At 65.0% G+C, this 25,855-nt stretch carries 19 protein-coding genes and 1 pseudogene; 9 read left to right on the forward strand and 11 right to left on the reverse strand.

Annotated elements, in window-relative coordinates; all coding sequences use genetic code 11:
- The 6 genes and pseudogenes from CRJ03_RS01605 to CRJ03_RS01630 form a co-directional block, all read left to right on the forward strand.
- Positions 1-1,918 (forward strand): GcvT family protein (locus tag CRJ03_RS01605; RefSeq protein ID WP_104017176.1); only part of this gene is annotated, 1,918 nt, incomplete at its 5' end.
- 94 nt (positions 1,919-2,012) lie between these two features.
- Positions 2,013-2,840, forward strand: coding sequence for a 2,3,4,5-tetrahydropyridine-2,6-dicarboxylate N-succinyltransferase (dapD, locus tag CRJ03_RS01610; protein WP_104017177.1), 828 nt, complete (start codon positions 2,013-2,015; stop codon positions 2,838-2,840).
- Between the two features lie 80 nt (positions 2,841-2,920).
- Positions 2,921-3,955, forward strand: a complete 1,035-nt coding sequence (locus CRJ03_RS01615; protein WP_104017178.1) for a sodium:calcium antiporter — start codon at positions 2,921-2,923, stop codon at positions 3,953-3,955.
- 63 nt (positions 3,956-4,018) lie between these two features.
- The gene (locus CRJ03_RS01620; protein WP_104017241.1) at positions 4,019-4,339 is read left to right on the forward strand and encodes a DUF8846 family protein; all 321 of its coding nucleotides are present in this window, start codon (positions 4,019-4,021) and stop codon (positions 4,337-4,339) included.
- A gap of 95 nt (positions 4,340-4,434) precedes the next feature.
- Positions 4,435-4,635: pseudogene (locus CRJ03_RS01625) on the forward strand (MT-A70 family methyltransferase); the annotation flags it as partial.
- Positions 4,636-4,719: 84 nt separating this feature from the next.
- Positions 4,720-5,508: a DpnI domain-containing protein gene (locus CRJ03_RS01630; protein WP_104017179.1), complete on the forward strand. Its 789-nt coding sequence runs from the start codon at positions 4,720-4,722 to the stop codon at positions 5,506-5,508.
- An 82-nt stretch (positions 5,509-5,590) separates the two neighbouring features.
- Here CRJ03_RS01630 and CRJ03_RS01635 read toward each other — a convergent pair whose 3' ends face one another.
- On the reverse strand, positions 5,591-6,313 hold the full coding sequence (locus tag CRJ03_RS01635; protein WP_104017180.1) for a GNAT family N-acetyltransferase: 723 nt from the start codon (positions 6,311-6,313) through the stop codon (positions 5,591-5,593).
- 10 nt (positions 6,314-6,323) lie between these two features.
- Positions 6,324-8,312 (reverse strand): aspartate--tRNA ligase, encoded by a 1,989-nt coding sequence (aspS, locus tag CRJ03_RS01640; protein WP_104017181.1) that lies wholly within the window; start codon positions 8,310-8,312, stop codon positions 6,324-6,326.
- Between the two features lie 234 nt (positions 8,313-8,546).
- Here aspS and CRJ03_RS01645 point away from each other — a divergent pair, with 234 nt between their 5' ends.
- Positions 8,547-9,779 (forward strand): SAM-dependent methyltransferase, encoded by a 1,233-nt coding sequence (locus tag CRJ03_RS01645; RefSeq protein WP_104017182.1) that lies wholly within the window; start codon positions 8,547-8,549, stop codon positions 9,777-9,779.
- A 4-nt stretch (positions 9,780-9,783) separates the two neighbouring features.
- Here CRJ03_RS01645 and CRJ03_RS01650 read toward each other — a convergent pair whose 3' ends face one another.
- Positions 9,784-10,908, reverse strand: coding sequence for an aminodeoxychorismate synthase component I (locus tag CRJ03_RS01650; RefSeq protein WP_439126612.1), 1,125 nt, complete (start codon positions 10,906-10,908; stop codon positions 9,784-9,786).
- Between the two features lie 166 nt (positions 10,909-11,074).
- On the opposite strand from CRJ03_RS01650, the gene CRJ03_RS01655 reads away from it, so the two are divergent.
- Both CRJ03_RS01655 and carB read left to right on the forward strand, forming a co-directional pair.
- Positions 11,075-11,590, forward strand: a complete 516-nt coding sequence (locus CRJ03_RS01655; RefSeq protein WP_104017184.1) for a hypothetical protein — start codon at positions 11,075-11,077, stop codon at positions 11,588-11,590.
- A 109-nt stretch (positions 11,591-11,699) separates the two neighbouring features.
- Positions 11,700-15,026 carry a carbamoyl-phosphate synthase large subunit gene (carB, locus tag CRJ03_RS01660; RefSeq protein WP_104017185.1) on the forward strand — a complete coding sequence of 1,109 codons (3,327 nt, stop codon included), beginning with the start codon at positions 11,700-11,702 and terminating at the stop codon, positions 15,024-15,026.
- A 419-nt stretch (positions 15,027-15,445) separates the two neighbouring features.
- Here carB and CRJ03_RS01665 read toward each other — a convergent pair whose 3' ends face one another.
- From CRJ03_RS01665 to CRJ03_RS01700, 8 genes are all read right to left on the reverse strand, one after another.
- A complete protein-coding gene (locus tag CRJ03_RS01665; protein WP_104017186.1) occupies positions 15,446-17,140 on the reverse strand; it encodes an ABC transporter ATP-binding protein in 1,695 nt (564 codons plus the stop codon).
- A gap of 4 nt (positions 17,141-17,144) precedes the next feature.
- A complete protein-coding gene (locus CRJ03_RS01670) occupies positions 17,145-18,383 on the reverse strand; it encodes an ABC transporter permease (RefSeq protein ID WP_104017187.1) in 1,239 nt (412 codons plus the stop codon).
- Between the two features lie 12 nt (positions 18,384-18,395).
- Positions 18,396-19,352: an ABC transporter permease gene (locus CRJ03_RS01675; RefSeq protein WP_104017188.1), complete on the reverse strand. Its 957-nt coding sequence runs from the start codon at positions 19,350-19,352 to the stop codon at positions 18,396-18,398.
- Between the two features lie 163 nt (positions 19,353-19,515).
- Positions 19,516-21,126 (reverse strand): ABC transporter substrate-binding protein, encoded by a 1,611-nt coding sequence (locus tag CRJ03_RS01680; RefSeq protein WP_104017189.1) that lies wholly within the window; start codon positions 21,124-21,126, stop codon positions 19,516-19,518.
- Between the two features lie 216 nt (positions 21,127-21,342).
- The gene (locus CRJ03_RS01685) at positions 21,343-22,653 is read right to left on the reverse strand and encodes a replication-associated recombination protein A (protein WP_104017190.1); all 1,311 of its coding nucleotides are present in this window, start codon (positions 22,651-22,653) and stop codon (positions 21,343-21,345) included.
- Between the two features lie 2 nt (positions 22,654-22,655).
- Positions 22,656-24,032: a trypsin-like peptidase domain-containing protein gene (locus CRJ03_RS01690; protein WP_104017191.1), complete on the reverse strand. Its 1,377-nt coding sequence runs from the start codon at positions 24,030-24,032 to the stop codon at positions 22,656-22,658.
- 165 nt (positions 24,033-24,197) lie between these two features.
- Positions 24,198-24,617, reverse strand: a complete 420-nt coding sequence (rplQ, locus tag CRJ03_RS01695) for a 50S ribosomal protein L17 (protein WP_104017192.1) — start codon at positions 24,615-24,617, stop codon at positions 24,198-24,200.
- 148 nt (positions 24,618-24,765) lie between these two features.
- Positions 24,766-25,782, reverse strand: coding sequence for a DNA-directed RNA polymerase subunit alpha (locus CRJ03_RS01700; protein WP_104017193.1), 1,017 nt, complete (start codon positions 25,780-25,782; stop codon positions 24,766-24,768).
- Between the last annotated feature and the right edge of the window lie 73 nt (positions 25,783-25,855).

The following is a 25,855-nucleotide window of genomic DNA, read 5'->3' on the forward strand; positions in this document are numbered from 1 at the left end:
GACGGGCATCGCGCGGCAGGGCCGCCGCGTGACCGGCGTGGACTGGCAAGGCGAGGATGGAAGCAGCGGCCATATCGCCTGCGACATGATAGTCAATTGCGCGGGCATGTGGGGCCGAGAGGTGGGGCGCATGGCCGGAACCAACGTGCCGCTGCATGCTTGCGAGCATTTCTATATCGTATCCGAGCCGATCGCGGGTCTGTCGCAGCTTCCGGTCCTGCGGGTGCCGGATGAATGCGCCTATTACAAGGAGGATGCGGGCAAGATGATGCTCGGGGCGTTTGAGCCCAATGCCAAGCCGTGGGGGATGGCGGGCATTCCCGAGAGTTTCGAGTTCGATCAGTTGCCGGAGGATTTCGACCATTTCGAGCCGATCCTCGAGGCGGCCGTCAACCGGATGCCGGTGCTGGCCGAGGCGGGGATTCACACGTTCTTTAACGGTCCCGAAAGCTTTACCCCCGATGATGCCTATCACCTTGGCCTCTGCCCCGAGATGGACAACGTCTGGGTGGCCGCCGGGTTCAACTCCATCGGCATCCAATCGGCGGGCGGTGCAGGGCATGCGCTGTCGCAATGGATGGAGGATGGCGAGAAGCCATTTGACCTGGGCGACGTGGATATCGCGCGGATGCAGCCGTTTCAGGGCAACCGGCATTATCTGTTCGAGCGCTCCAAGGAGACGCTCGGCCTGCTCTATGCCGATCACTACCCCTACCGGCAGAAGGCCACCGCGCGCGGCGTGCGGCGCACACCGTTTCACACGCAATTGCTGGCGCAGGGCGCGGTGATGGGCGAGGCGGCGGGATGGGAGCGCGCCAACTGGTTCGCCCGCGAGGGGCAGGAGCGTGCCTATGCCTATTCCTGGGGCCGCCAGAACTGGTTCGACAATGCCGCCGCCGAGCATCGGGCCATCCGGCAGGCCGTGGGCCTCTACGACATGTCGAGCTTTGGCAAGCTGCGGGTGGAAGGGCCGGAGGCGGAGGCGTTTCTCAACCATGTCTGCGGGGCGGATATGTCGGTGCCGGTGGGGCGTATCGTCTATACGCAATTCCTCAACCCGCGGGGCGGGATCGAGGCCGATGTGACCGTCACGCGGCTATCGGAGACCGCCTATCTGGTGGTCACGCCTGCCGCCACGCGGCTGGCGGACGAGACCTGGCTGCGGCGGCATCTGGGGGGCCGGATGGTCGTGATAACGGACGTCACCGCCGCCGAGGGCGTGCTGGCGGTGATGGGGCCAAAGGCGCGCGACCTGATGCGCGCGGTGTCACCCGATGACATGTCGAACGAGGCGCATCCCTTTGGATGGGCGCGGCAGATCGAGATCGGCATGGGGCAGGCGCGCGCGCATCGTGTTTCTTACGTGGGCGAGCTCGGCTGGGAAATCTACGTGAGTGCCGACATGGCCGGGCATGTCTTCGAGGTGCTGACAGAGGCGGGCGCGGATCACGGGCTGCGGCTGTGTGGTCTGCACGCGATGGATTCTTGCCGGATCGAGAAGGCGTTTCGCCATTTCGGGCATGACGTCACCTGCGAGGATCACGTGCTGGAGGCGGGCTTGGGATTCGCGGTGAAGACCGCCAAGCCCGACTTCATCGGGCGCGAGGCCGTGCTGCGAAAGCGCGAGGCGGGGCTGGAGCGGCGGATGGTGCAATTCCGGCTGACCGATCCGGCGCCGATGCTCTATCACAACGAGCCGCTGCTGCGGGATGGCGAGATCGTGGGCTACCTGAGTTCCGGTGCCTATGGCCACCACCTCGGCGGGGCCATCGGCATGGGATATGTGCCTTGCGCGGGCGAGAGCGCGGAGCAGGTGCTGGCCTCGGCCTACGAGGTCGACGTGGCGGGCACGCGCGTGCGCGCCGAGGCGAGCCTGCGGCCCATGTATGACCCGAAATCCGAGCGGATGCGCGGCTGAGGTCGCGCACGCGCCGCGGTCGGTCGCATTGATCCTGTCGCCATCTGCCCCTATAGGCGAGGACAACGCGAGAACTGACCCTGGGGAAACGCAGATGTCCAACGACGCACTTGAAACCGCCATCGAAGCCGCCTGGGAGGCGCGCGACACGATCACGCCCGCCACCGGCGGCGAGACCCGCGAGGCCATCGAGGCCACGCTCGACGCACTCGATTCGGGCCGCCTGCGGGTGGCCGAACGTCACGAGGACGGTACCTGGCACGTCAACCAATGGGCCAAGAAGGCGGTGCTTCTGGGCTTTCGCATCAAGGACATGGAAATCCATCCGGGTGGCGCGCAGGGCGGCGGCTGGTGGGACAAGGTCGACAACAAGTTCAAGGGCTGGGGCGAGGCCGAATGGTGCGCCGCCGGTTTCCGCGCGGTGCCCAACTGCGTGGTGCGCAAATCCGCCTATATCGCGCCCGGCGTGGTGCTGATGCCGTCCTTCGTCAATCTCGGTGCCTATGTGGACGAGGGTACGATGGTGGACACCTGGGCGACGGTGGGCAGCTGCGCGCAGATCGGCAAAGGCGTGCACCTGTCGGGTGGCGTGGGCATCGGCGGCGTGCTGGAACCGATGCAGGCGGGGCCGACGATCATCGAGGACAACTGTTTCATCGGTGCGCGGTCCGAGGTCGTCGAGGGCTGTATCGTGCGCGAGGGTTCGGTGCTGGGCATGGGCGTGTTCATCGGCAAGTCCACCAAGATCGTGGACCGCGAGACCGGCGAGGTGTTCATCGGCGAGGTGCCGCCCTACTCGGTCGTGGTCTCGGGGTCGATTCCGTCCAAGGGCGGGGTCAACCTCTATTGCGCAGTGATCGTGAAGCGGGTGGATGCGCAGACGCGTTCCAAGACCGCGATCAACGAGCTGCTGCGCGACTGAGTTGACACCCCGGCCCCTCGGCACAAGTCTGAGGCCATGAGCGCGGATCGCGATCCTTCCCCGCGCGCCGGGGCACGCAGATGATCCCGGCGCTGTCCTTCCCGCTACTGATGGCGCTGTTTGCCGGGGCCGCCGGGGTGGTCATCGTCTGCTCGTTGCGGGCGACCGGGCTGGCCGACGTGATCGCCGACCGGACCCGGCTGGGCGAGGCGATCATCGGCGCCACGCTGCTCGGCGCGGCCACGTCGCTGTCGGGCACGGTGGTGTCGGTCACCGCGGCAAGCGCGGGGGATGCGAGCTTTGCCATCTCCAACGCCATCGGCGGCATCGCGGCACAGACCCTGTTTCTTGCCATCGCCGATGTGCTCTACCGGCGCAGCAACCTCGAACACGCGGTGGCCGAACCGGCCAACCTGTTCCAGTGCGTGGTGCTGATCGGGATGCTGAGCCTGCCGCTGGCGGCGATGACCGCGCCGGAGGTGGCGGTTGCGGGGCTGCATCCCGTCTCGGTCGTGCTGTTTTTGGTCTACGTGACGTCGGTGCGCGTGGCGGCGCGCATCCGTGAGACGCCGATGTGGCGACCGACGCAGACCAGCCAGACGCGCCACGACGTGCCCGAGGACGAGGCCGAACGCCACCGCCCGGTGACGGGCCCGCTGCTGGTCTTCGGCGGGCTGGTCTGTCTGATGGGGGCCGGGGGATGGGTGATCAGCCAGGTGGGCGCAGAGCTTATCGCGCGCTACCAACTCGGCTCCAGCCTCGTGGGGGCGCTGATCACGGCGGTCGTCACCTCGATGCCCGAGCTTGTCACGACGCTGGCGGCAATCCGGCGCGGCGCGCTGCAACTGGCCGTGGGCGGAATCATCGGCGGCAACACCTTCGACGTGCTGTTCCTGGTACTGTCGGACATCGCCTATCGCGAAGGCTCGATCTATCACGCGATGCAGGCGGCGGACGTGTTCTGGATCGCGGTCGGCCTGCTGATGACCTCGGTCCTGCTGGCGGGCCTGATCCTGCGGCAGAAACACGGGCCAGCGCGGATCGGGTTCGAGAGCGTCCTGCTCTTCGCGATCTATATCGGGGCGGTCACGGTGCAGGTGATTGCCCAGGGCTGAGACCGGGCGGTAAGGGGCCGGGCGCGGCTTGACATGCGGCGGGCGTCGGCGCATGTCGCGCGGATGAGCAGGGACACGACACAACAGGTCTATACCCTCGTCGTCGAGGTCGGGCGCAAGGCGGGCGACGGGCTGCCGGACGCGGCCACAGGCGCGGCGCTGATGGTTTATGCCTCGGGCGTGGACGAGGCCGAGGCGGTGCGCGAGACGGTGGCGATCCTCAAACAGGCGGGGATGGCCCCGCTGGACGTGACCGGCCACGGCACCTTGGCCGAGCGCGAGGCCGAGGGCCACGAGATCGACACGGAGGAGCGCGCGCTCATGGCCCGCGCCCGCGACGAGAACGCGGTGATCGTGGCGCAGGTGACGCCGTTTCACGACTGAGGCCGATGCCGGGCTTGTCTTGACGGTCTGTTAAGGGCTATGTTCTAGTCTTGTTCACCATGACAGTACGGGGGGAGTCCATCAAGATGTCGGCTATGGAGCATCCCGCCACACAAGACCTGCGCCGTTTTTTGGGGCAAGACCGCTTCGGCTGCGTCATGGCCGACCCGCCGTGGCGATTCACCAACCGCACCGGAAAGGTCGCGCCGGAGCACAAGCGCCTGTCGCGCTATCCCACCATGACGCTGGGCGAGATTTGCGCGCTGCCGGTGGCCGATTACCTGACCGACGCGGCGTGGGCTTCTATTTTCGCGACGTGACGGAAGTTCATGAACGTAACGTTTACTCCAATCTGACACCACTCTGAATTTGGTCTGAATTTGGATCTGTTCATAGATCAAAACTCCCACTACACGAGTCGCAGTCAAATTGCGCGTGTAATGACAGAAGCATGGGCTGCCACCAACTTATATTGTCCGAACTGTGGCCATCAGTCTCTCACACAATATGAAGTCAATCGTCCAGTAGCAGACTTTTTTTGTTCAATTTGCTGCGATGATTTTGAACTGAAAAGTTCATCTCGAGCATTTGGGAAAAAAATGGCCAATGGGGCTTATGAAACAAAGATGCAAAGGCTTGCGTCTGATACCAGTCCCAACCTTGTTCTTCTACGTTACGACCTTGAGAGACGGCAGGTTCGCGACTTGGTCTGCGTGCCCCGACGGTTCTTCGTACATTCGATAATTGAAGCCCGCAAACCGCTAGCTGAAACAGCGCGCCGGCGTGGATGGATTGGATCAAATATTCTTTTACATCTTGTTCCTAAGATCGGGCGCATCGACTTGGTCAGGAACGGTGAAATAATGGATAAACGCGCAGTCCTTGAAAAATGGCGACAAACGGCGTTCCTCGAAAAAAACACCGGCACCGCTCGGGGTTGGCTCGTCGATGTCATGATCTGCATCGAGAGACTCGAAAAAGAGACGTTTTCACTGACCGATATCTACCAATGCGAGGGACGTCTCGAACAACTTTATCCTGAGAATCAACACGTCCGTGCGAAGATACGCCAACAACTTCAGGTGCTTCGAGATAACGGCTATCTGGTGTTCCTCGGTAACGGCGAGTACCGCAAGAATGCTCAGCCGATCGATCGAACCATGAGCTGATCCGGGGTTGGCTCAATCTGAGCGCATCGAGACGCGACTGACGACACGCGCCGCGCCTTGACCGGCGCGCTTCGGGAGGTTGTCAGCCCTCGTTCTGTGCCGGGTCCGAGGCCGCGCGCACGAGGCGCGTGAGCGTGCCGAGACGCTCTTTCTGCTGTCCCGCGACGTCGAAATTCGCGGGGTCGAGCCAGAAGCCGAATGCCTCTTTCAGCGCGGGCCATTCCGCGTCGATCGCTGCAAACCATGCGGTATCACGGTTGCGGCCCTTGACCACGGTGGCCTGCCGAAAGGTGCCCTCATAGCTCAGCCCCAGGCGTTGCGCGGCGCGGCGCGAGGCCATGTTGAGCGCGTCGCATTTCCATTCGAACCGGCGATAGCCTGCGCCGAAGGCCCAATCCATCATCAGGTAGAGTGCCTCGGTCGCGGCGCAGGTGCGCTGCAGTGCCGGGGCGAGGTTGATATGGCCGACCTCGATGCTGCCCGCCTCCGGCTTGATCCGCAGATAGCTGGCGACACCGCCCACCTGCCCGGCATCCAGATCGGTGATCGCGTAGAACAGCGGATCGTTCCCCGCCGCCGCCTCGCGCGCCCACCGGTGGTATTGCGAGGCCGAGGAGAACGGGCCGTAGGGCATGTAATCCCAGAGCGCGGGATCGGCGCTCATCGCGCGGTGCAGATCGACCGCGTGCCGGTCCGCATCGAGCCGGTCGAGCCGCGCGTAGCGCCCGGTCAGCGGCGTGCCATCGGGTGCGGGCGGTGGCCGCCAATCCAACAGTTGAGGACCGAGGGGGCGGCTGTCCGACATGGCTGATGCCTCACTCCTGCGGGATGACCCTGAGCCCGAGTTCCATGAGCTGATCCGGGGTCGGCTCGGAGGGCGCGTTCATCATCAGGTCCTCGGCGCGCTGGGTCATGGGGAACATGATGACCTCGCGGATGTTGGAGGTGCCGGCGAGCAGCATCACCATCCGGTCGATCCCGGCAGCACAGCCACCGTGGGGGGGCGCGCCGTATTGGAACGCGTTGACCATCCCGCCGAAGCGGTTGCGGACCTCCGATTCGTCGTAGCCGGCGAGCGCGAATGCCTTGAACATGGTCTCGGGGCGGTGGTTGCGGATGGCGCCGGAGACGATTTCGTAGCCGTTGCAGGCGAGGTCGTACTGGTAGCCGAGCACCTGAAGCGGGTCGCCGTCGAGGGCGTCGCGCCCGCCCTGGGGCATCGAGAAGGGGTTGTGCGAGAAATCGACCTTGCCGGTTTCTTCATCTGCCTCGTACATCGGGAAATCGACGATCCAGGCGAAGGCGAAGCGGTCCTGCTCGGTCAGGCCAAGCTCTTCGCCGATGACGTCGCGGGCGCGGGCGGCGACCCGCTCGAACGCCTGCGGCTTGCCACCCAAGAAGAAGGCGGCGTCGCCGACGCCAAGGCCAAGCTGCTGGCGGATCGCCTCGGTCCGCTCGGGGCCGATGTTCTTGGCGAGGGGGCCTGCGGCTTCCATGGTGTACGCTTTGGTCAAGAACGCAACCCGTTCCAAATCCCCAGCTTCGCGGGCTTCTTTCAACTTAGCACGATGTTCCCATAGCGTTGGGCCTGAAAAAATTTCGTCGTCAAACTCATTGATGAACGCATCGACGTCATCTGGATTAGAAATAACGCCTTCCGAGTCCCACTTCTTCAGTAGTTCTGCCGCACGCTTGTTGATGTCCGCAGATAGGGATTCCCGCCAGAAGATATACCCCATCCCCGGCAGCCCCTCTTTCTGGGCAAAGGCGTTCATGCGGTCGCAGAACTTGCGGCTGCCGCCGGTGGGCGCGGGGATGGCGCGGATTTGAGTGCCGTCCTGCTCCAGCAATTTCGCGAAGATGGCAAAGCCGGAGCCGCGGAAATGCTCGGAGACCTCCTGCATCTGGATGGGGTTACGCAGGTCGGGCTTGTCGGAGCCGTATTTGAGCATCGCCTCGGCGAAGGGGATTTGCGGCCATGTCTCGGGCGCATCCACGCGCGCGCCCTCGCCGAATTCCTCGAACACGCCGGCGATCACCGGGGCGACGGTGTCGAACACGTCCTGCTGCTCGACAAAGGACATTTCCATGTCGAGCTGGTAGAAATCGGTGGGCGAGCGGTCGGCGCGCGGGTCCTCGTCGCGAAAGCAGGGCGCGATCTGGAAATACTTGTCGAAGCCCGAGACCATGATGAGCTGCTTGAACTGCTGCGGTGCCTGCGGCAGCGCGTAGAAGCGGCCGGGGTGCAGGCGCGAGGGCACGAGGAAGTCGCGCGCGCCCTCGGGGCTGCTCGCGGTGATGATCGGCGTCTGGAACTCGCGGAAGCCGCGATCCCACATGCGCCGCCGGATCGAGGACACCACGTCCGAGCGCAGCACCATGTTGTGCTGCATCGCCTCGCGGCGCAGGTCGAGATAGCGATAGCGCAGGCGCGTCTCCTCGGGGTATTCCTGATCGCCGAAGACCTGCAGCGGCAATTCGTCCGCACTGCCGAGAACCTCGAGGTCGCGGATATAGACCTCGATCTCGCCGGTGGGGATTTTCGCGTTCACGAGGCTCGCGTCGCGGGCCTTCACATTGCCGTCGATGCGGATGCAGTATTCCGCGCGCAAGCCTTCCACCGCGTCGAAAACCGGGCTGTCGGGGTCGCACAACACCTGTGTCACGCCATAGTGATCGCGCAGGTCGATGAACAACACGCCGCCGTGATCGCGGATGCGGTGGACCCAACCGGCAAGGCGGACGGTCTCTCCGACATGGGATTTTCTCAGATCGGCGCAGGTATGGCTGCGATAGCTATGCATTTGGGGTCTCCGGGGCCGCGCGGGCCGCTGATGGCGTTCTGTGTCGGGTCCGCGCCGATACACATGGGCGGGGCGGCAAAGTCAAGGCCGGGGGTGGGCCGAATGCTTTACAGACCGCCTGAATCCAATAGAATACCGGCGCTTGGGGCAGGCATCCGGCAGGGCCGGGCACGGCAGGCCGGATCGAGACGCCGATGCGCGGTGCCGGGGACGGCACGGAACTGGAGGTGTGCGATGTGGAGCAGAACCCTCGATCATCTATTGACTCATCTGTTCCGCCAAGGACGGCTGCGTGTGACGTTTCCTGACGGCACGACACGCAGCTACGGGCCGGGAAACGGACCGGAATGCGCGGTGGCGCTGCATCATCCGGCCTTGCCGCGGCGGATCGTGCTATCACCCGACATGGGCGTGGGCGAGGGCTATATGGACGGCACGTTCACCATCGAGGATGACGATGTCTTTGGCTTCCTGAGCCTCGCAATCCAGAACATCGCGGCGCAGGGGCAGCCGTGGTTCCGCCGCCCGCTGGAGGCGTTGCGCCGGGTCAAGCGGCGGTTTGATCAGTCCAACCCGGTGGCGCGGTCGCGCGCCAACGTGGCGCATCATTACGACCTGTCGGGCGAGCTCTACGATCTCTTTCTCGACGAGGACCGCAATTACTCCTGCGCCTATTTCGCCCACGAGGGCATGACCCTGGAAGAGGCGCAGGAGGCCAAGAAACAGCATATCGCGCGCAAGCTCTTGATCGAGCCGGGGATGCGGGTGCTGGATATCGGCTGTGGCTGGGGTGGCATGGGGATCACGCTGGCGCGCGATTTCGGGGCGGAGGTCGTGGGAGTCACGCTGTCGCGGGAACAGCACGAAATGGCCAATGCCCGCGCCGCCAGGGCGGGGCTGTCGGACAAGGTGCGGTTCGAGTTGATGGATTACCGCGACGTGCAGGGAAAGTTCGACCGGATCGTGTCGATCGGCATGTTCGAGCACGTGGGCGCGCCGCAATACGACGCCTATTTCAGCTCCGTGACCCGGCTATTGAAACCGGAGGGGATCGCGCTGATCCACACGATCGGGCGCGCGGGGCCGCCGGGGACAACGAGCCCGTGGATACTGAAATACATCTTTCCCGGCGGCTATTGCCCGGCCATGTCCGAGGCGATGGCGGCGGTGGAGCGGCAGGGCCTCGTGACCACCGACGTGGAGGTGTGGCGCCTGCATTATGCCGAAACACTGAAGGAATGGCGCAAGCGGTTCGAGGCCAATATCGACCGCGTCCGCGCGCTCTATGACGAGCGGTTCTGCCGCATGTGGCGCTACTATCTGATCGCCAGCGAGCTGACCTTTCGGCTCAACAACCAGGTGGTGTTCCAGTTCCAGATGAGCCCGAAGCAGGACGCGGTGCCGCTGACGCGCGACTATCTCTATCGCGAAGAGGCCGACAGCGAGGGGCGCGGGGCGGCGGCGTGAGGTATCAGACCGGCGCCGGGGCGAGGGCGCGGGCAAAGCGCGCCTTCCATAGCGCCTCTTCGTATTCGCCGTCGGCCGTGCTGTCGTAAACGACGCCGCCGCCAACGCCGAGCCGGGCGTGCCCCCCCTCCACCATCAGCGTGCGGATGGCGACGTTGAACTCGGCCCGACCGTCGGGGGCGGCCCAGCCGATAGTGCCGCAGTAGATGTCGCGCGGGGCCGGTTCCAGATCGGCGAGGATTTCCATTGCGCGGATCTTGGGTGCGCCGGTGATCGAGCCGCAAGGGAACAGCGCGCGCAGGATGTCCGAGAGCGTGGTGCCGGGGGCGAGGTCGGCGGCGACGAGCGAGGTCATCTGGTGCACGGTCTCGTAGGTCTCTATCGAGAAGAGCGCGGGCACGCGCACCGATCCCGGCACGCTCACGCGGGAGATATCGTTGCGCAGCAGGTCCACGATCATCAGGTTCTCGGCACGGTTCTTTTCGTCCGATTGCAGGAAGTAGCGGCGGCGCGCGTCCTCGGCGGGATCATCGCTGCGCGGCTGGGTGCCCTTCATCGGGCGCGTCTCGATGGTGCCCTCGGCATCGGTGCGGAAGAACAGTTCCGGCGAGCGCGACAGGATCGCGGGCAGGCCCTCGGCCTCGATCAGCGCGCCGAAACGCACCGGCTGCACCGCGCGGAGCGCGGCATAAAGCGCCTGTGGCGTGCCCGAAGCCTCGAGGCTTAGCGGGAAGGTAAGATTGGCCTGGTAGATATCGCCCGCGCCGATAAGCCCGTGCACCGCATCAAAAGCGCGGGCGTAGCGGCGCGCATCCCATTCGGGGCGGACCGGGCCGAGCCGCGCCGGGCCGGGATCGAGCGGCCCGGCCCCCTGCGGCGCGGCATAGGCCCCGAATTGCAGGAGCGGCAGGCGGCGGTGGGCGGGCATGAGCGGCGCGAGCCGCGGCTCGAGCGCGTAGCCAAGCTCGTAGCTGGCAAAGCCCGCGAGCCAGTACCCGTCGGTGCGCGCCTCGTCGAGCGCGGCGAGCGCGGCGGGCACCTCGTCTGACGCGTGCGCCACGATCAGCCGGTCGGCCTGCGCAAAGACGCAGGGCCCGTCCGCTGGCCCGTGATCGAAACGAATCTGCACCATGCACCCCTTGCGCTGATGGACCGAAATTAGGGCGTGAGGCGGCGAATGACACCCACAAAAGCGCCGCCTCGCAGTGGTTTTGCGCAAGGCCCCCGCGCGCTTGACAGGCGGGGGCACGGCGGGCGAGCGTCGTGGTGAGGGAATTTACAGAAGGGCATTGGCGATGATCCGGGGCATTGCGGGGGTCGGGACGCTGTGCCTGTGCGCGGCGATGGCGTCGGCCGGGCCGGTGTCGATCGGCTTCGAGGGGGTGCCGGAAGGCGTGGCGCCGCCCGAGATGGCCGAGGACGGATACCGCATCGTTACCCGTGACGCGATGATTTCCGGGCCCGGCAAGTCCGGCGACGGCAGTGACGGGCCGAACGAGATCGAGGGCGCGATGGGCGGACGCGGGGCCATCGCGATCCTGCGCGATGGGCCTTTCACCTTCGTCTCGCTCGACTGGCAGGCCGAGAGCGGCGTGCCGGAGGTGGTGGCCGAGGGGTATCTCGGGCCGCGGCTCGTGGCGCGCGAGCGGTTTGCCGCGCGTGGGGCAAGGTTTGTCACCTTTGCCGCCGGGGCGCTGAAAGGGCGGGTGATCGACCGGCTGATCCTCTATCCGCAACGCGACGGGCGGGGCATGGGTGCGCTTGACCGGGTGATCCTCGACGATGCGCCGGGCCACGCCCCCGCGTCCTGACCGGCGTGCCGGTGATGCCCCTTGCACACGGGCGGGTGATGGATATAACCCCACCAATTTGCGCGCGGGCAGAGACCGCGCGCAGCCACCAAGCTGCCCGGGGACCGACATGCCGAAAAGAACCGATATCTCGTCCATCATGATTATCGGCGCGGGGCCCATCATCATCGGACAGGCCTGCGAATTCGACTATTCCGGGGCGCAGGCCTGCAAGGCGCTGCGCGAAGAGGGTTATCGCGTCATCCTCGTGAATTCCAACCCGGCGACGATCATGACCGATCCCGGCCTCGCCGATGCCACCTATATCGAACCGATCACGCCAGAGGTGGTCGCCCGCATCATCGAGAAGGAGCGGCCCGACGCGCTCTTGCCGACGATGGGGGGGCAGACCGGGCTTAACACAGCATTGGCCGTGGCCGATATGGGCGTGCTGGAGAAGTTCGGCGTGGAACTGATCGGCGCGAACCGGCAGGCCATCGAGATGGCGGAGGATCGCAAGCTCTTTCGCGAGGCGATGGACCGGCTGGGGATCGAGAACCCGAAAGCCACCATCGCCAACAACATGGACGAGTGCATGGCGGCAATAGATTTCGTGGGCCTGCCCGCGATCATCCGCCCCGCCTACACGCTGGGCGGCACCGGCGGCGGCGTGGCCTATAACCGCGACGATTACATCCATTACTGCAAATCCGGCCTCGATGCCTCGCCGGTCAGCCAGATCCTGATCGACGAGAGCCTGCTGGGCTGGAAGGAATACGAGATGGAGGTGGTCCGCGACAAGGCGGACAACGCGATCATCGTCTGTTCCATCGAAAACGTCGATCCGATGGGCGTGCACACGGGCGATTCGATCACCGTGGCGCCGGCGCTGACGCTGACGGACAAGGAATACCAGATCATGCGCAACGGCAGTATTGCCGTGCTGCGCGAGATCGGGGTGGAGACCGGCGGCTCGAACGTGCAGTGGGCGGTCAACCCCGAGGACGGGCGCATGGTGGTGATCGAGATGAACCCGCGCGTGAGCCGCTCCTCGGCGCTGGCCTCCAAGGCCACCGGTTTCCCGATTGCCAAGATCGCGGCCAAGCTGGCGGTGGGCTATACGCTCGATGAGTTGGACAATGACATCACCAAGGTGACGCCTGCCAGTTTCGAGCCGTCCATCGACTATGTCGTGACGAAAATCCCGCGCTTTGCCTTTGAGAAATTCCCTGGCAGCCAGCCCCACCTCACCACCGCGATGAAATCGGTGGGCGAGGCGATGGCGATTGGCCGGACGATCCACGAGAGCCTGCAAAAGGCGCTCGCCTCGATGGAGACGGGGCTGTCGGGCTTTGACGAGGTCGAGATACCGGGTCTGGCCGACCTCGGGCCGGACGGCGCGCCCGACAAGGCGGCAATCACCCGCGCGCTGTCGGTGGCCACGCCCGACCGGATGCGCACCATCGCGCAGGCGATGCGACACGGCCTGACGGATGACGAGATCCACGCCGCTACCGCCTTTGATCCCTGGTTCCTCGCCCGCATCCGCGAAATCGTCGAAGCCGAGGAGCGCGTGCGCCGCGACGGCCTGCCGGTGACCGAGGACGGCCTGCGCCGCCTGAAGATGATGGGCTTTACCGATGCGCGGCTGGCCGCGCTGACGGGCCGCGACGAGGGTCAGGTGCGCCGCGCGCGCGTCAATCTGGGCGTTCACGCGGTGTTCAAGCGGATCGACACCTGCGCCGCCGAGTTCGAGGCGCAGACGCCCTACATGTATTCCACCTACGAGGCCCCGATGATGGGCGAGGTGGAATGCGAGGCGCGCCCCTCGGAGGCGAAAAAGGTCGTCATCCTAGGCGGCGGTCCGAACCGGATCGGCCAGGGGATCGAGTTCGACTATTGCTGCTGTCATGCGTGTTTCGCGCTCTCGGACGCGGGCTATGAGACGATCATGATCAACTGCAACCCCGAGACGGTCAGCACCGATTATGACACCTCTGACCGGCTATATTTCGAGCCGCTGACGTTTGAGCACGTGATGGAAATCCTGCGCGTCGAGCAGGAGAACGGCACGCTGCACGGGGTGATCGTGCAGTTCGGCGGACAGACGCCGCTGAAGCTCTCGCGCGGGCTGGAGGCCGAGGGCATCCCGATCCTCGGCACTACGCCCGACGCGATTGATCTGGCAGAGGATCGCGAGCGGTTCCAGGACCTGGTGATCCGGCTGGGCCTCAAGCAGCCGCAGAACGGCATCGCAAGCACCGACGCGCAGGCGCTGGAGATCGCCGAGAGCATCGGCTTTCCGCTCGTGATCCGGCCCTCCTATGTGCTGGGTGGGCGCGCGATGGAGATCGTCCGCGACATGGCCCATCTGGAACGCTACATCGCCGAGGCGGTGGTCGTCTCGGGCGACAGCCCGGTGCTGCTCGACGGTTATCTGTCGGGGGCGATCGAATGCGACGTGGACGCGCTCTGCGATGGCAAGTCCGTGCATGTCGCGGGCATCATGCAGCATATCGAGGAGGCGGGCGTGCATTCGGGCGATTCAGCCTGCTCGCTGCCGCCCTACTCGCTCGAACCCGAGATCATCGCCGAGATCAAGCGCCAGACCGAGGCGCTGGCGCGCGCGCTGCACGTGGTGGGGCTGATGAACGTGCAATTCGCGGTCAAGGGCAAGGATATCTACCTCATCGAGGTGAACCCGCGCGCAAGCCGCACCGTGCCCTTTGTCGCCAAGGCCACCGACAGCGCCATCGCGGCCATCGCCGCGCGGCTGATGGCGGGCGAGCCGATGGACGCCTTCCCGGTGCGCGGCCCCTACCCCGATGGCGCGACGCCCGGCAGCCTGCCGATGGCCGACCAGATGACGCTGGCGGACCCGGACATGCCTTGGTTCTCGGTCAAGGAAGCGGTGCTTCCCTTCGCGCGCTTTCCGGGGGTCGATACCATCCTCGGGCCGGAAATGCGCTCGACCGGCGAGGTGATGGGTTGGGACGTGTCGTTCCCGCGCGCCTTTCTCAAGGCACAGATGGGGGCGGGCGTGCACCTGCCCGAGAGCGGGCGGGTGTTCGTGTCGATCAAGGACAGCGACAAGACCCCGCAGCTTGTTGAAACGGCGCAGGTCATGACCGATCTGGGATTTACGCTCGTGGCCACGCGCGGCACGGCAGAGTTCCTGACCGGGTCCGGACTCGACTGCGAGGTGGTCAACAAGGTCTACGAGGGCCGGCCCAACATCGTGGACCTGCTCAAGGACGGCGAAATCGCGCTGGTGATGAACACCACCGAGGGCGCGCAGGCGGTCGAGGACAGCCGGGAAATCCGCTCGGTCGCGCTCTATGACAAGATCCCCTATTTTACCACGCTCGCCGGATCACACGCGGCGGCGCAGGCGATTCGCGCGCGGCAGGAGGGAGTGCTGGAGGTGATGGCATTGCAGGGCACGGGCGGGCGCTGAGAGGGCGGGCTCCGACCTCTTCGCCATACGACCGGCCTGTCATCCAAGTCGCTTTCGCGCCACATCCCTTCGATTTCGCTCGGTATGCCGAAAACGCCGGGGGGACATTCCGCGAATGCATGGATTTTCGTCGCAATCGTCATTGCGCCGCCAGGATTTATCCCTATTTGGCGGGTGTAAGCGACGCACCGCTTGCAGGATTCACTCTAACGCCAAGGAGGCAAGACATGACCCGCGACGAGCTGAACCGCGAACTGCGTATGCACTCTGCCTCCTGGCAGGCCGTCCTGATCGTATATGGCGCGATCGTGGGCACCTTTGTGCTCTCGGCCATGGCGGTTCTCTGAACCGCATCAGACGATCGTATCTCGCAGGATTACGCCGCGAACGGGATCGCCCGTTCGCGGCTTTTATCCATGTCAGGCCGACGCGCCCGTGACCTTGGGATCGTTCGGGTCGATCTTGGCGGATGCCGCATCGCCCACGTTGTCCACCCCGCGCTCTTCGAGCAGCGTGGTGAGCCAGTCGGGGTCCATCTCCGGCACCGAACTGAGCAGCAGGTCGGTATAGGGATGGTGCGGGGGCGTGAACATCTCGTCCTTGGGCCCCTGCTCGACCACCTTGCCGTGCTGCATCACCACCACCTCGTCGGCGATCGAGCGCACGGTGGCGAGATCGTGGGTGATGAACATGTAGGCGAGGTTCAGCTCGTTCTGGAGCCGGTCCAGCAGCCGCAGGATGCCCTCGGCCACGAGCTGATCGAGCGCCGATGTCACCTCGTCGCAGACGATGAAGGTTGGCTCGGCCGCGAGCGCGCGGGCAATGCCGATGCGCTGTTTCTGCCCGCCCGACAATTCCGGCGGGTAGCGGTTGTAGTACTGCGCCGGTTCAAGCTCGATCAGGTCGAGGAGTTCATCGACCCGGTTCTTGAGCGCCGCCCCCTTGAGGCCGGAATAGAACGCCGCCGGACGCCCGATGATCTCTGAGATGCGGACCTTGGGATTGAGCGCGGTGTCGGCCATCTGGTAGATCATCTGGCACTGACGCAACTGGTCCTTGGTGCGTTTGCGATAGTCCGGCGGGAATGGCTCGCCCTTGAACAGCACCTCGCCCTTGGAGGGCGGCAGGAGGCCGGTGATCACCCGCGCGGTGGTGGATTTGCCCGAACCGGATTCGCCCACCACGGCCACGGTCATACCCTCGTAGATGTCAAAACTCACATCATCGAGCACTTTCTCGCCGCCGGTATAGGACGCATCCACGTTCCTGACCGAGATGAGCGGCGGCGTGCCGTCGGTGGGCCGGTGGCGCTGCGGACTCTTGAAACCGCGCACCGCCCAGAGCGACTTGGTATAGTCCTCTTGCGGGTTCTCGAGCATCTCGCGGGTGGGGGCCTCTTCGACCTCTTCGCCCTTGAGCAGCACCTTGATCGTGTCGGCCATCTGCGCCACCACCGCGAGATCGTGGGTGATGTAGATCGCCGCGGTGTTGAACTCGTCCACGATGTCGCGAATGGCCGAAAGCACCTCGATCTGCGTGGTCACGTCGAGCGCCGTGGTCGGCTCGTCGAAGATAATGAGATCGGGACGGCAGGACATGGCCATCGCGGTCATCGCCCGCTGCAACTGCCCGCCCGAGACCTGGTGCGGGTAGCGAAAGCCGATCTCCTGCGGATTCGGCAGCCGGAGCTTTTCGTAAAGCTCCATCGCGTCCTCCTGCGCCTCCATCCGCTTTTTCAGACGGTATTGCAGGGGGGCCTCGGTGTGCTGGTCGATCAGCTTGTGCGCCGGGTTGAAAGAGGCTGCCGCCGACTGCGCCACGTAAGCGATTCGCGATCCCCTGAGCGCGCGCTTGTCGGACTCGCTCGCCGTGGTCAGCTCCATCCCGTCGAACTCGATGGTGCTGTCGACGATGCGGGTGCCGTCACGGGCATAACCCATGCAGGCGGCACCAATGGTCGATTTCCCGGCCCCCGACTCGCCGATGAGCCCCATCACCTCGCCGCGGTGGAGCGTGAGGTCCACCCCCTTGATGATATCGACCCAAGTTTCATCCGAGTAGCCCTGAATCTTCAGGTCGCGGATCTTGAGCAGAACGTCTTTCTTCTTGGTCATCGGTTCACACCTTCAGGCCAGAGGAGCGGTAGAGCATCCAGTCCACCACGAAATTTACGGCGACGGTCAGAAGCGCGATCGCCGCAGCCGGAATGAGCGGGGTCAGCTCGCCAAACGAGATCAGCGTCGCGTTCTCGCGCACCATCGAGCCCCAGTCCGCGGTCGGCGGCTGAATGCCGAGGCCGAGGAACGAGAGACCGGCAATGAGCAGGAACACGAAGCAGAACTCCAGCCCGAATTCCGCCACCAGAGGCGCCGTGGAATTGGGCAGGATTTCCCGCCGGATGAGATACCACTTGCGTTCGCCGCGCAGCTTGGCCGCCTCGATATAGTCCATGACGACCACGTTGCCCGCGACCGCCCGGGTAAGGCGGAAGACGCGCGGGCTGTAGATCACCGCGACGACCAGAACGAGGATTACCTCCGAGGGGTTGAAGATGGTCAGCATGAAGCCCGCGAACACCGTGGCAAAGCCCGCCATGACGGCGAGGCCGATGAGCCAGCCGATGATGCTGCTCTCCGAGATCGCCGCGACCATCAGCACCCCGACAACCGCCGCAAAGCCCACGAGAAGCCAGAAGCTCGTCGTGTTGTTGGCCAGGTCGCCGCCGAAGATCGACAGCATCAGCAGCGCGAAGATGAGCGACGGGATCGACATGATGACATCGGACATCCGCCCGAGGAACTGATCGAACAGGCCCCCCGTCGTCGCCGCCAGAAGCCCCGCGAGCGCGCCGAGGAAGAATGCGAGGACCGTGCCCGCAAGCGCCAGCGCCACGGTGTTGCGCGCGCCGTAGATGATGCGGCTGAACATGTCGCGGCCCAACTGATCGGCCCCGAGGAGCATGGTGTCATCCGCGGGCGCAAAGGCCGACGTGATCACCTGCGCCTCGCCGAAGGGTGCGATGATGGGTGCGAAGATGCCCGCCACCGCGTAGGTGAAGATCACGAACATCCCGAAGCCCGCGGTCAACGGCGCGGTGCGCAACTCCTTGGCCATGTTGACCGAGGAGATGGCCACGAGAAACTCGCGGAACCCGTAGGACACCATCGCGGCCATCGCCAGCAGCCCCGCCGAGACCGCCACGAACTTGAGCGCCGGAACACCGCCGACGATGCCCAGCACGAACGAGACGAGCGTGAGCGAGAACAGCAGAAGGAAGGCCGAACGCTTGTTGAAATACGCCGCCAGGCAGGATGCGCCCAGAAGCAGGGTGTAGTAGATTATGACGAAAACACTCATGTCCCTGCCCCCTTATTTCGGATGCCGCAGACGCGGGTTGGTGAGGATCGCGCCCACATCGGCTGCCAGGTTGAGCAGAATGAAGGTCGCGGCGAAGATCAGGCAGCAGGCCTGAACCACCGGGAAATCACGCTTGGAGACCGCGTCCACCAGCGCCTGTCCGATGCCGGGATAGACGAACACCACCTCGACCAGCACCACGCCGGTGATGAGGTAGGCGAGGTTGAGCGCGACGACGTTGATGATCGGTGCCCAGGCGTTAGGCAGGGCGTGCTTGACGATCACCTTCCACGGTGGCGTGCCCTTGAGGCGGGCCATCTCGATATAGGGCGAGGACAGCAGGTTGATGATCGAGGCGCGTGTCATGCGCATCATGTGCGCCGTCACCACCAGCACCAGCGTCAGCGCCGGCAGGAAGGTGCGGTGCAGCAACTCGAAGAAATCCATGCCCTCGCGCAGGCTCGCGATGGCGGGGAACATGCCCGTGTTGACCGCGAGATAGAGGATCAGGATGTAGCCGAGGAAGAACTCGGGGCTCGAGATCGAGGTGAGGGTGGCGACGTTGGCCACGCGGTCAAAGATCGTGTTGCGCAGCAGCGCCACGATGACGCCCAGCACGATCGACACCGGCACCGCGATGGCGGCAGCGTAGGTCGCGAGGAACAGCGTGTTGGCGAAACGCTCGCCGATGGTCTCGGTCACACTCTCACCGGTCACGATGGAATTACCGAAATCGAACATCACCGCGCCCGAAAGCCACTGTAAGTAGCGCACGATGGCCGGTTGATCGAGGCCCATTTCCTTGCGCAGCGCAGCGAGGTTCTCGGGCGTCGCGCCCTGCCCCAGCACCGCAGATGCAATATCGCCGGGCAATAGCTCGACCATGAAGAAGATTATCACGGAAATGATCAGTAGTATGATCAGTCCCAGACCCAGCCGCTTGGCGACAAGCCCAAGGATGTCCCCCATCTTTCCCTCCTGCTGTTGTACGTCCGCGCCTTTGCCGGCTTGTTATCCGGTCAGGCTAGCGGCTTTTTCGTGGGCGGCGAAACATTTTTTTCTCGTTTTCTGCCGCCGAAAGCGAAGCGAGCGGCCCCCGATCGGGGGCCGCCACCATGTCGTAAAGGGCCGATCAGGCGGAGAACCACCAGCGGCTTGCGGCGCGCGCCCCGTCGCAGGACCAGCTTGCCGCGACGTTCTCGCCGCGCTCGACGCCCTTGCCACGGGCGTAGACCCAGTTGTTGAAGAACGGCAGCAGCGTGCCGCCATCGTTGCGCATCAGCAGGCACATCTCGCGGTACATTTCGGCACGGAGAGTGTCGTCGAGTTCGCCCTTGGCCTGAAGCAGCAGTTCGTTGAACCGCTCGTTCTGCCAACGGCTCTCGTTCCACGCAGCGTCGGATTTGTAGGCCAGCGTGAACATCACGTCGGGCGTCGGACGCGCGCCCCAAGAGACGGCCGAGAACGGCTTTTTCAGCCAGACATCGGAGTAGTAGCCGTCGTTGGGCTCGCGCACCACGTTGATATTGATACCCGCGGCCTTGGCCTGCTCGGCATAGAGCACGCACATGTCCACCGCACCGGTATAGACGCTCTCGGCCACCGACATGTTGACCGAAAGTCCCTCCTGTCCCGCCTTCTTGAGCAGCGATTTCGCCTGGTCCGGGTCATACTCGCGCTGCGGGATGTCGTCGGGCCAGTAGGGTTGCACCGGCGACAGGTGGAAGTCGTTGGCCTTGGTTGCCGCGCCGAAGGAGATCTTCTCGATGATCTCGTCGCGGTCGATGGAGAGCTTGAGCGCGTTGCGCACGTTCACGTCATCGAAGGGCGCGGTGTCGCAGTGCATCGGCATGGTGATCGCGCCGCCCGAGGGGATGTTGTCCACCGTGATGTTCGGGTTGCGCTCCAGCAGGGCCAGCGTCTTGAGCTCGATCAGCGACACTGCGTCCACATCGCCCGTCACCAGCGCCGTCTGGCGCGCGTTCGGGTCGTTGAGGACGATCATGGCCACGTTGTCGAAATACGCGCCCTCGCCGTGCCAGCCGTCGTGGCGGCTCAGCTCCCACTGGATGCCGGGCTCGCCCGAGTCGATCTTGTAGGGGCCGGTGCCGTCGCCGGATGCCCAGTCAATGCCGCCGTTACCGTCCGAGGGGCAGATGGCAAAGTGATAGTCCGTCATCAGCCAGGGCAGGTCGGCATTGCCGCGCGACAGCGTGATGACCACCGTGTAATCGCCATCGGCCTTGACGTCGGTCACGTCGGTCAGCAGCGCCTTGGCCGCCGAGGTCGATTCGTCGCCGCGGTGATGGTTGAGGCTGTCCACCACATCCTGCGCGGTGCACTTCTTGCCGCTGTGGAAGGTGGCATTCTCGTTGAGCGTGAAGGTCCACTCTGCCGCGTCGGGGGTGGCCGACCACTCCGTCGCCAGATCGGGGCCGAGCCCGTTCTCGGGGGTGATCATGGTCAGATAGCTGCGGTGCGTGTGCGCCAGAAAGATCATCTGCCGCGTCACATAGGTGCCCGGATCGTGCGTGTCCGAGCTGTTGCCGTCATGCACACCCCAGCGGAACGTGCCGCCGCGCTGCGGTTGGGCGGCGGCGGATTTGGTCCAGAGACCAGTGGCCGCGGTAGCGGTAACACCCGCAACACCCGCATAATGCATAAAGGACCGGCGCGAGATCTTGCCCTCGCGGGCAGCCATCGCCAAGCGATCCATAAGGATTTGGTCAGTTTTCCTCGTCATGAGACTTCCCTGTTTTTTGGTTGATCTGTCGTTGCAAGACACGCTGGCGCGGCCTTGGGATTCAGCTTCCTTGTCAGAGGCCCTGTCAGGATGCTCAAAAACGACATGTCGGTATCAAAACACGAAATAACCCCGGTTTCCAGCGTTGATAACAAGCTTTTGCAAATCAATAAGATAAGGTGAACCGGATCGCCGCGTCGCAGCATCGCGCGCCGCTCAGCCCCGCCGCGCGCGCAGTCGCGCGAAGTAATCCAGCCGCTTTTTCAGCTCGCGCTCGAAACCGCGCTCGGGCGGCATGTAGTAAACCGGGCGTTTCATGCGCTCGGGAAAATAATCCTGTCCCGAGAACCCGTCCTCGGCATCGTGGTCGTATTCGTAGCCCGCGCCGTAACCCTGCTCCTTCATCAGGGAGGTGGGCGCATTCAGGATATGCTTGGGGGGTGGCTCGCTACCGGTCTTCTTCGCATCCCGCAGGGCCGCCTTGTAAGCGGCATAGCCCGCGTTCGATTTCGGCGCGAGCGCGAGGTAGATCACGGCCTGCGCCAGTGCCAGTTCCCCCTCGGGGCTGCCGAGGCGCTCGTATATCTCCCAGGCGTGCAGGCAGACGGTCTGCGCGTGGCTGTCGGCGAGGCCGATATCCTCGATCGCCATCCGTGTGATGCGTCGCGCCAGGTAACGCGGGTCCTCGCCCCCTGCGAGCATCCGCGCAAGCCAGTAGAGCGCGGCATCCGGGTCCGAGCCGCGCACCGATTTGTGCAGTGCCGATATGAGGTTGTAATGTGCATCGCCCGATTTGTCGTATTGCGCCGCGCGCTTCATCAGCCGTCCGGTCAGCGCCGTGGTATCGAGCCTGCCCTCGACGCGCCACGCCGCCACCTGCTCGATCAGGTTGAGAAGCGCGCGACCATCGCCATCGGCCATCTCCAGCAGGTTTTCGCGCGCCGGGCCGTCGAGCGGCAAGGCGCGGCCCATTTCCTGCTCGGCGCGCTGCGCCAGAAGCTCGAGATCGGCGAGGTCGAGCCGCTCGAGCACCAGCACCTGCGCCCGGCTCAGAAGTGCGGCGTTGAGCTCGAAGGACGGATTTTCCGTGGTCGCCCCCACCAGAAGGATCGTGCCATCCTCCATATGCGGCAGGAACGCATCCTGCTGCGCGCGGTTGAAGCGGTGGATCTCGTCCACGAAAAGCAGCGTGCCCTGCCCCTGCGAACGGCGGTGGCGCGCCTCGTCGAACACTCGGCGCAGCTCGGGCACACCGCTGAAAATGGCGCTGATCTGCACGAAATGCAGATCGGTCTCGTCCGCCAGCAGCCGCGCGATGGTGGTCTTGCCCACGCCCGGCGGCCCCCACAGCACGAGCGAGCCGAGGCTGCCCGCCGCCAGCATCGCGCCAAGCGCGCCCTCGGGGCCGAGGATCGCCGCCTGCCCGATCACCTCTGACAGGGCGCGAGGACGCAGCCGGTCGGCCAGCGGGCGCGGCGCAGTGACGGGGGGCTCTTCCCCGGGCGCGGTATCGAACAGGTCCGCCACGCTCAGAGCCGCAGCCGCAGCGACAGGCGGCGCCCGTCGCGCACGATGCCCAGCACCAGAACCCGGTCCACGGCACGCAACGCGGCGGCGGCGGCGGCGCTGTCGGGGATCGGTTGCCCGCCTATCTCGCGCAGGATGTCACCCGCCCGCAGCCCGGCGCGCGCGCCATAGGGGCCCGGCTCTTCGATCAGCACGCCTGTCGCCCCGAGCGGCAGGCGGAATTCCTCGATGACGGCAGGGTTGATGGTCACGAGCGCCACGCCGGGCAGTGCCGCCGCGCGCCCTGTCACGCGCCGGTCGCGCGGCGGGGTCTCGGGCACGGCGGTGAGCGTCACCGCGATCTCCGAGGTTGCGCCCTCTCGCACGCGGGTGACGTTGGCCTCGGCCCCGACGCCTGCGAGCGACAGGCGATAGACCATCTCGGCGGGGCTGTTGACGGGTTCGCCATCGACGGCGACGACCACATCTCCGGGGGCGAGCCGCCCGGCGAATACGCTCTGCGGATGCACCTGCGAGATCACCAGCCCGCGCGGCCGGTCGAGGCCCAGCCCCTCGGCCATGTCGGGGGTCACGATCTGCCCTGAAAGCCCGGCCCAGGGCCTCTCGAAGCTCTCGTTACCCGCCCGTGCCTGCGCCACGAACTGCGCCACGAGGTCGGCGGGGATGGCAAACCCGATGCCGTTCGACCCGCCCGAGCGCGACAGGATCGCGGTGTTGATTCCAATGAGTTGGCCATTCACATCCACCAGCGCGCCGCCGGAATTGCCGGGGTTGATCGGCGCGTCGGTCTGGATGAAATAACCCCGCGACGAGCCCATCGCCGTGCCCGACCGCGCCAGCCCCGACACGATGCCACTACTGACCGTCTGGCCCACGCCGAACGGGTTTCCGATGGCCAACACAAGCTCGCCCACCGCGACGCTGTCGCTGTTGCGCAGGCGCAAGGCGGGCAGCTTTGGCGCATCCTCGATCTGGAGGATTGCGACGTCGGCCTCCTCGTCGCCCAGAAGCACGCGGGCCGCGTATTCGCGCCGGTCGTTGAGGACCACGCGGATATCCGTCGCCTCGCCCACGACGTGGTAATTCGACACCACGATCCCGTCTTCGGACAGGATCACGCCGGAGCCGAGCGAATTCTGCACGCGCGGGCGGGCGGGGCCGAATTCGCGGAAGAACCGCTCGAAGAACGGATCGCCCATGAACGGGCTGCGGCGGCGTTCGACGACGCGGCTGGCGTAGATGTTGACCACCGCCGGGGCGGCCTGTTTCACCACCGGGACAAAGCCCGTGGCGATCTCGGTCGCGCTGCCCGGCACGCGCATATCGGCGACGGCAGGCGCGGCGAGCAGGGTCAGGACAAGACAGAGGCTTCGGAACACGAAGAGCGGCCTTTCTCGTGATTAACCGGACGCCCCGAGATATGCGGGGCGGGGGCTGGCAATGCAAGCCTCGCGCTTTTTCCTGGTCCGAATACCCAAACCACAGACGCAAAACCCCCGCCGGTGAGGGCGGGGGTCAGGGCCTTGCCAACTGGTTGGCCTGGCTTATTCTTCTTCGGCTTCCTCGGCGGCGACGCGGGCACGGTCGGTGGCGCCCTTGGCATCGACGTCGCGCTCGACGAATTCGATGATCGCCATCGGCGCCATGTCGCCATAGCGGAACCCGGCCTTGAGCACGCGCACATAGCCGCCCTGCCGGTCCTTGTAGCGGGGTCCGATCACGTCGAACAGCTTGGCAACGTGGGACTCCTGCTTGAGCTGCGCCGCGGCCTGGCGGCGGGCGTGCAGATCGCCGCGCTTGCCCAGCGTGACGAGCTTTTCCACGATCCGGCGCAGTTCCTTGGCCTTGGGCAGGGTGGTCTTGATCTGCTCATGTTCGATGAGCGAGCCGGCCATGTTCGCCCACAGCGCCTTGCGGTGCTCGTGGGTGCGGTTCAGGCGGCGGTATCCTCTTGCGTGACGCATTTTCCATCTCCTAAGCGTTTTTGCTTTGTCTGGCGGTCTGATGCGTGTCAGCCGCTCTCCTTGGGGCGGGATTGCCCGGGTGTTTGGGAGCACCGATTTCCTGAAAGGAAATCGGAACGGAAACTTTTGAAGTTTCCGTCCCCGTAATTCAGAAGGCGTCCTCGAATTTCTTTGCGAGGTCCTCGATGTCGTCCGGTGGCCAGTCCTCGACATCCATGCCGAGGTGCAGCCCCATGCCCGAGAGCACTTCCTTGATCTCGTTGAGCGACTTGCGGCCGAAGTTCGGCGTGCGCAGCATCTCGGCCTCGGTCTTCTGGATGAGATCGCCGATATAGACGATGTTGTCGTTCTTGAGGCAGTTGGCCGACCGCACGCTGAGTTCGAGTTCGTCCACCTTCTTGAGCAGGAGCGGATTGAATTCCAGCCCGTCGTCGTCGTCCTGGCGGCCTGCCGATTCCGGCTCGTCGAAGTTGACGAAGATCGACAGCTGATCCTGGATGATGCGCGCGGCATAGGCGACGGCATCCTCGGGGGTGATGGCGCCGTCGGTCTCGATCTTCATGGTCAGCTTGTCGTAATCGAGCACCTGCCCCTCGCGGGTGGGCTGCACCTCGTAGCTGACCTTGGTGATCGGCGAATAGATCGCGTCGATCGGGATCAGGCCGATGGGCGCGTCCTCGGGCTTGTTCTTGTCGGCGGCGACATAGCCCTTGCCGGTATTCACCGTCAGTTCCATGTAGAATTCCGCCCCCTCGTCGAGGTGGCAGATGACATGTTCCCGGTTGAGGATCTCGATGCCGGCGCTGTCGGAGATGTCACCGGCGGTGACGATGCCCGGCCCCTTGGCGTTGACGGTCAGCCGCTTGGGTCCTTCGACCTCCATGCGGATGGCCACGCCCTTGAGGTTGAGCACGATGTCAGTGACATCCTCGCGCACACCCGGGACGCTGGAGAACTCGTGCAGCACGTTGTCCATCTGCACCGCGGTGATGGCCGCGCCCTGGAGCGACGAGAGCAGCACGCGCCGCAGCGCATTGCCGAGCGTGAGGCCGAAGCCGCGCTCGAGAGGCTCGGCCACGACAACCGCCTGGCGCAGCGGATCGTTGCCCGGCTTGATCTCGAGCTGTGTCGGCTTGACCAGCTCGGCCCAATTCTTGTGGATCATGCATCCCTCCATTCCTGTCGCCGCCCCATGTCCGGTGGGCCGCGACGCCCGAGGTTTTAAAATGACGTGGCGG

Source organism: Roseovarius nitratireducens (assembly GCF_002925845.1).
In the GTDB taxonomy this organism is placed as follows: domain Bacteria; phylum Pseudomonadota; class Alphaproteobacteria; order Rhodobacterales; family Rhodobacteraceae; genus Roseovarius; species Roseovarius nitratireducens.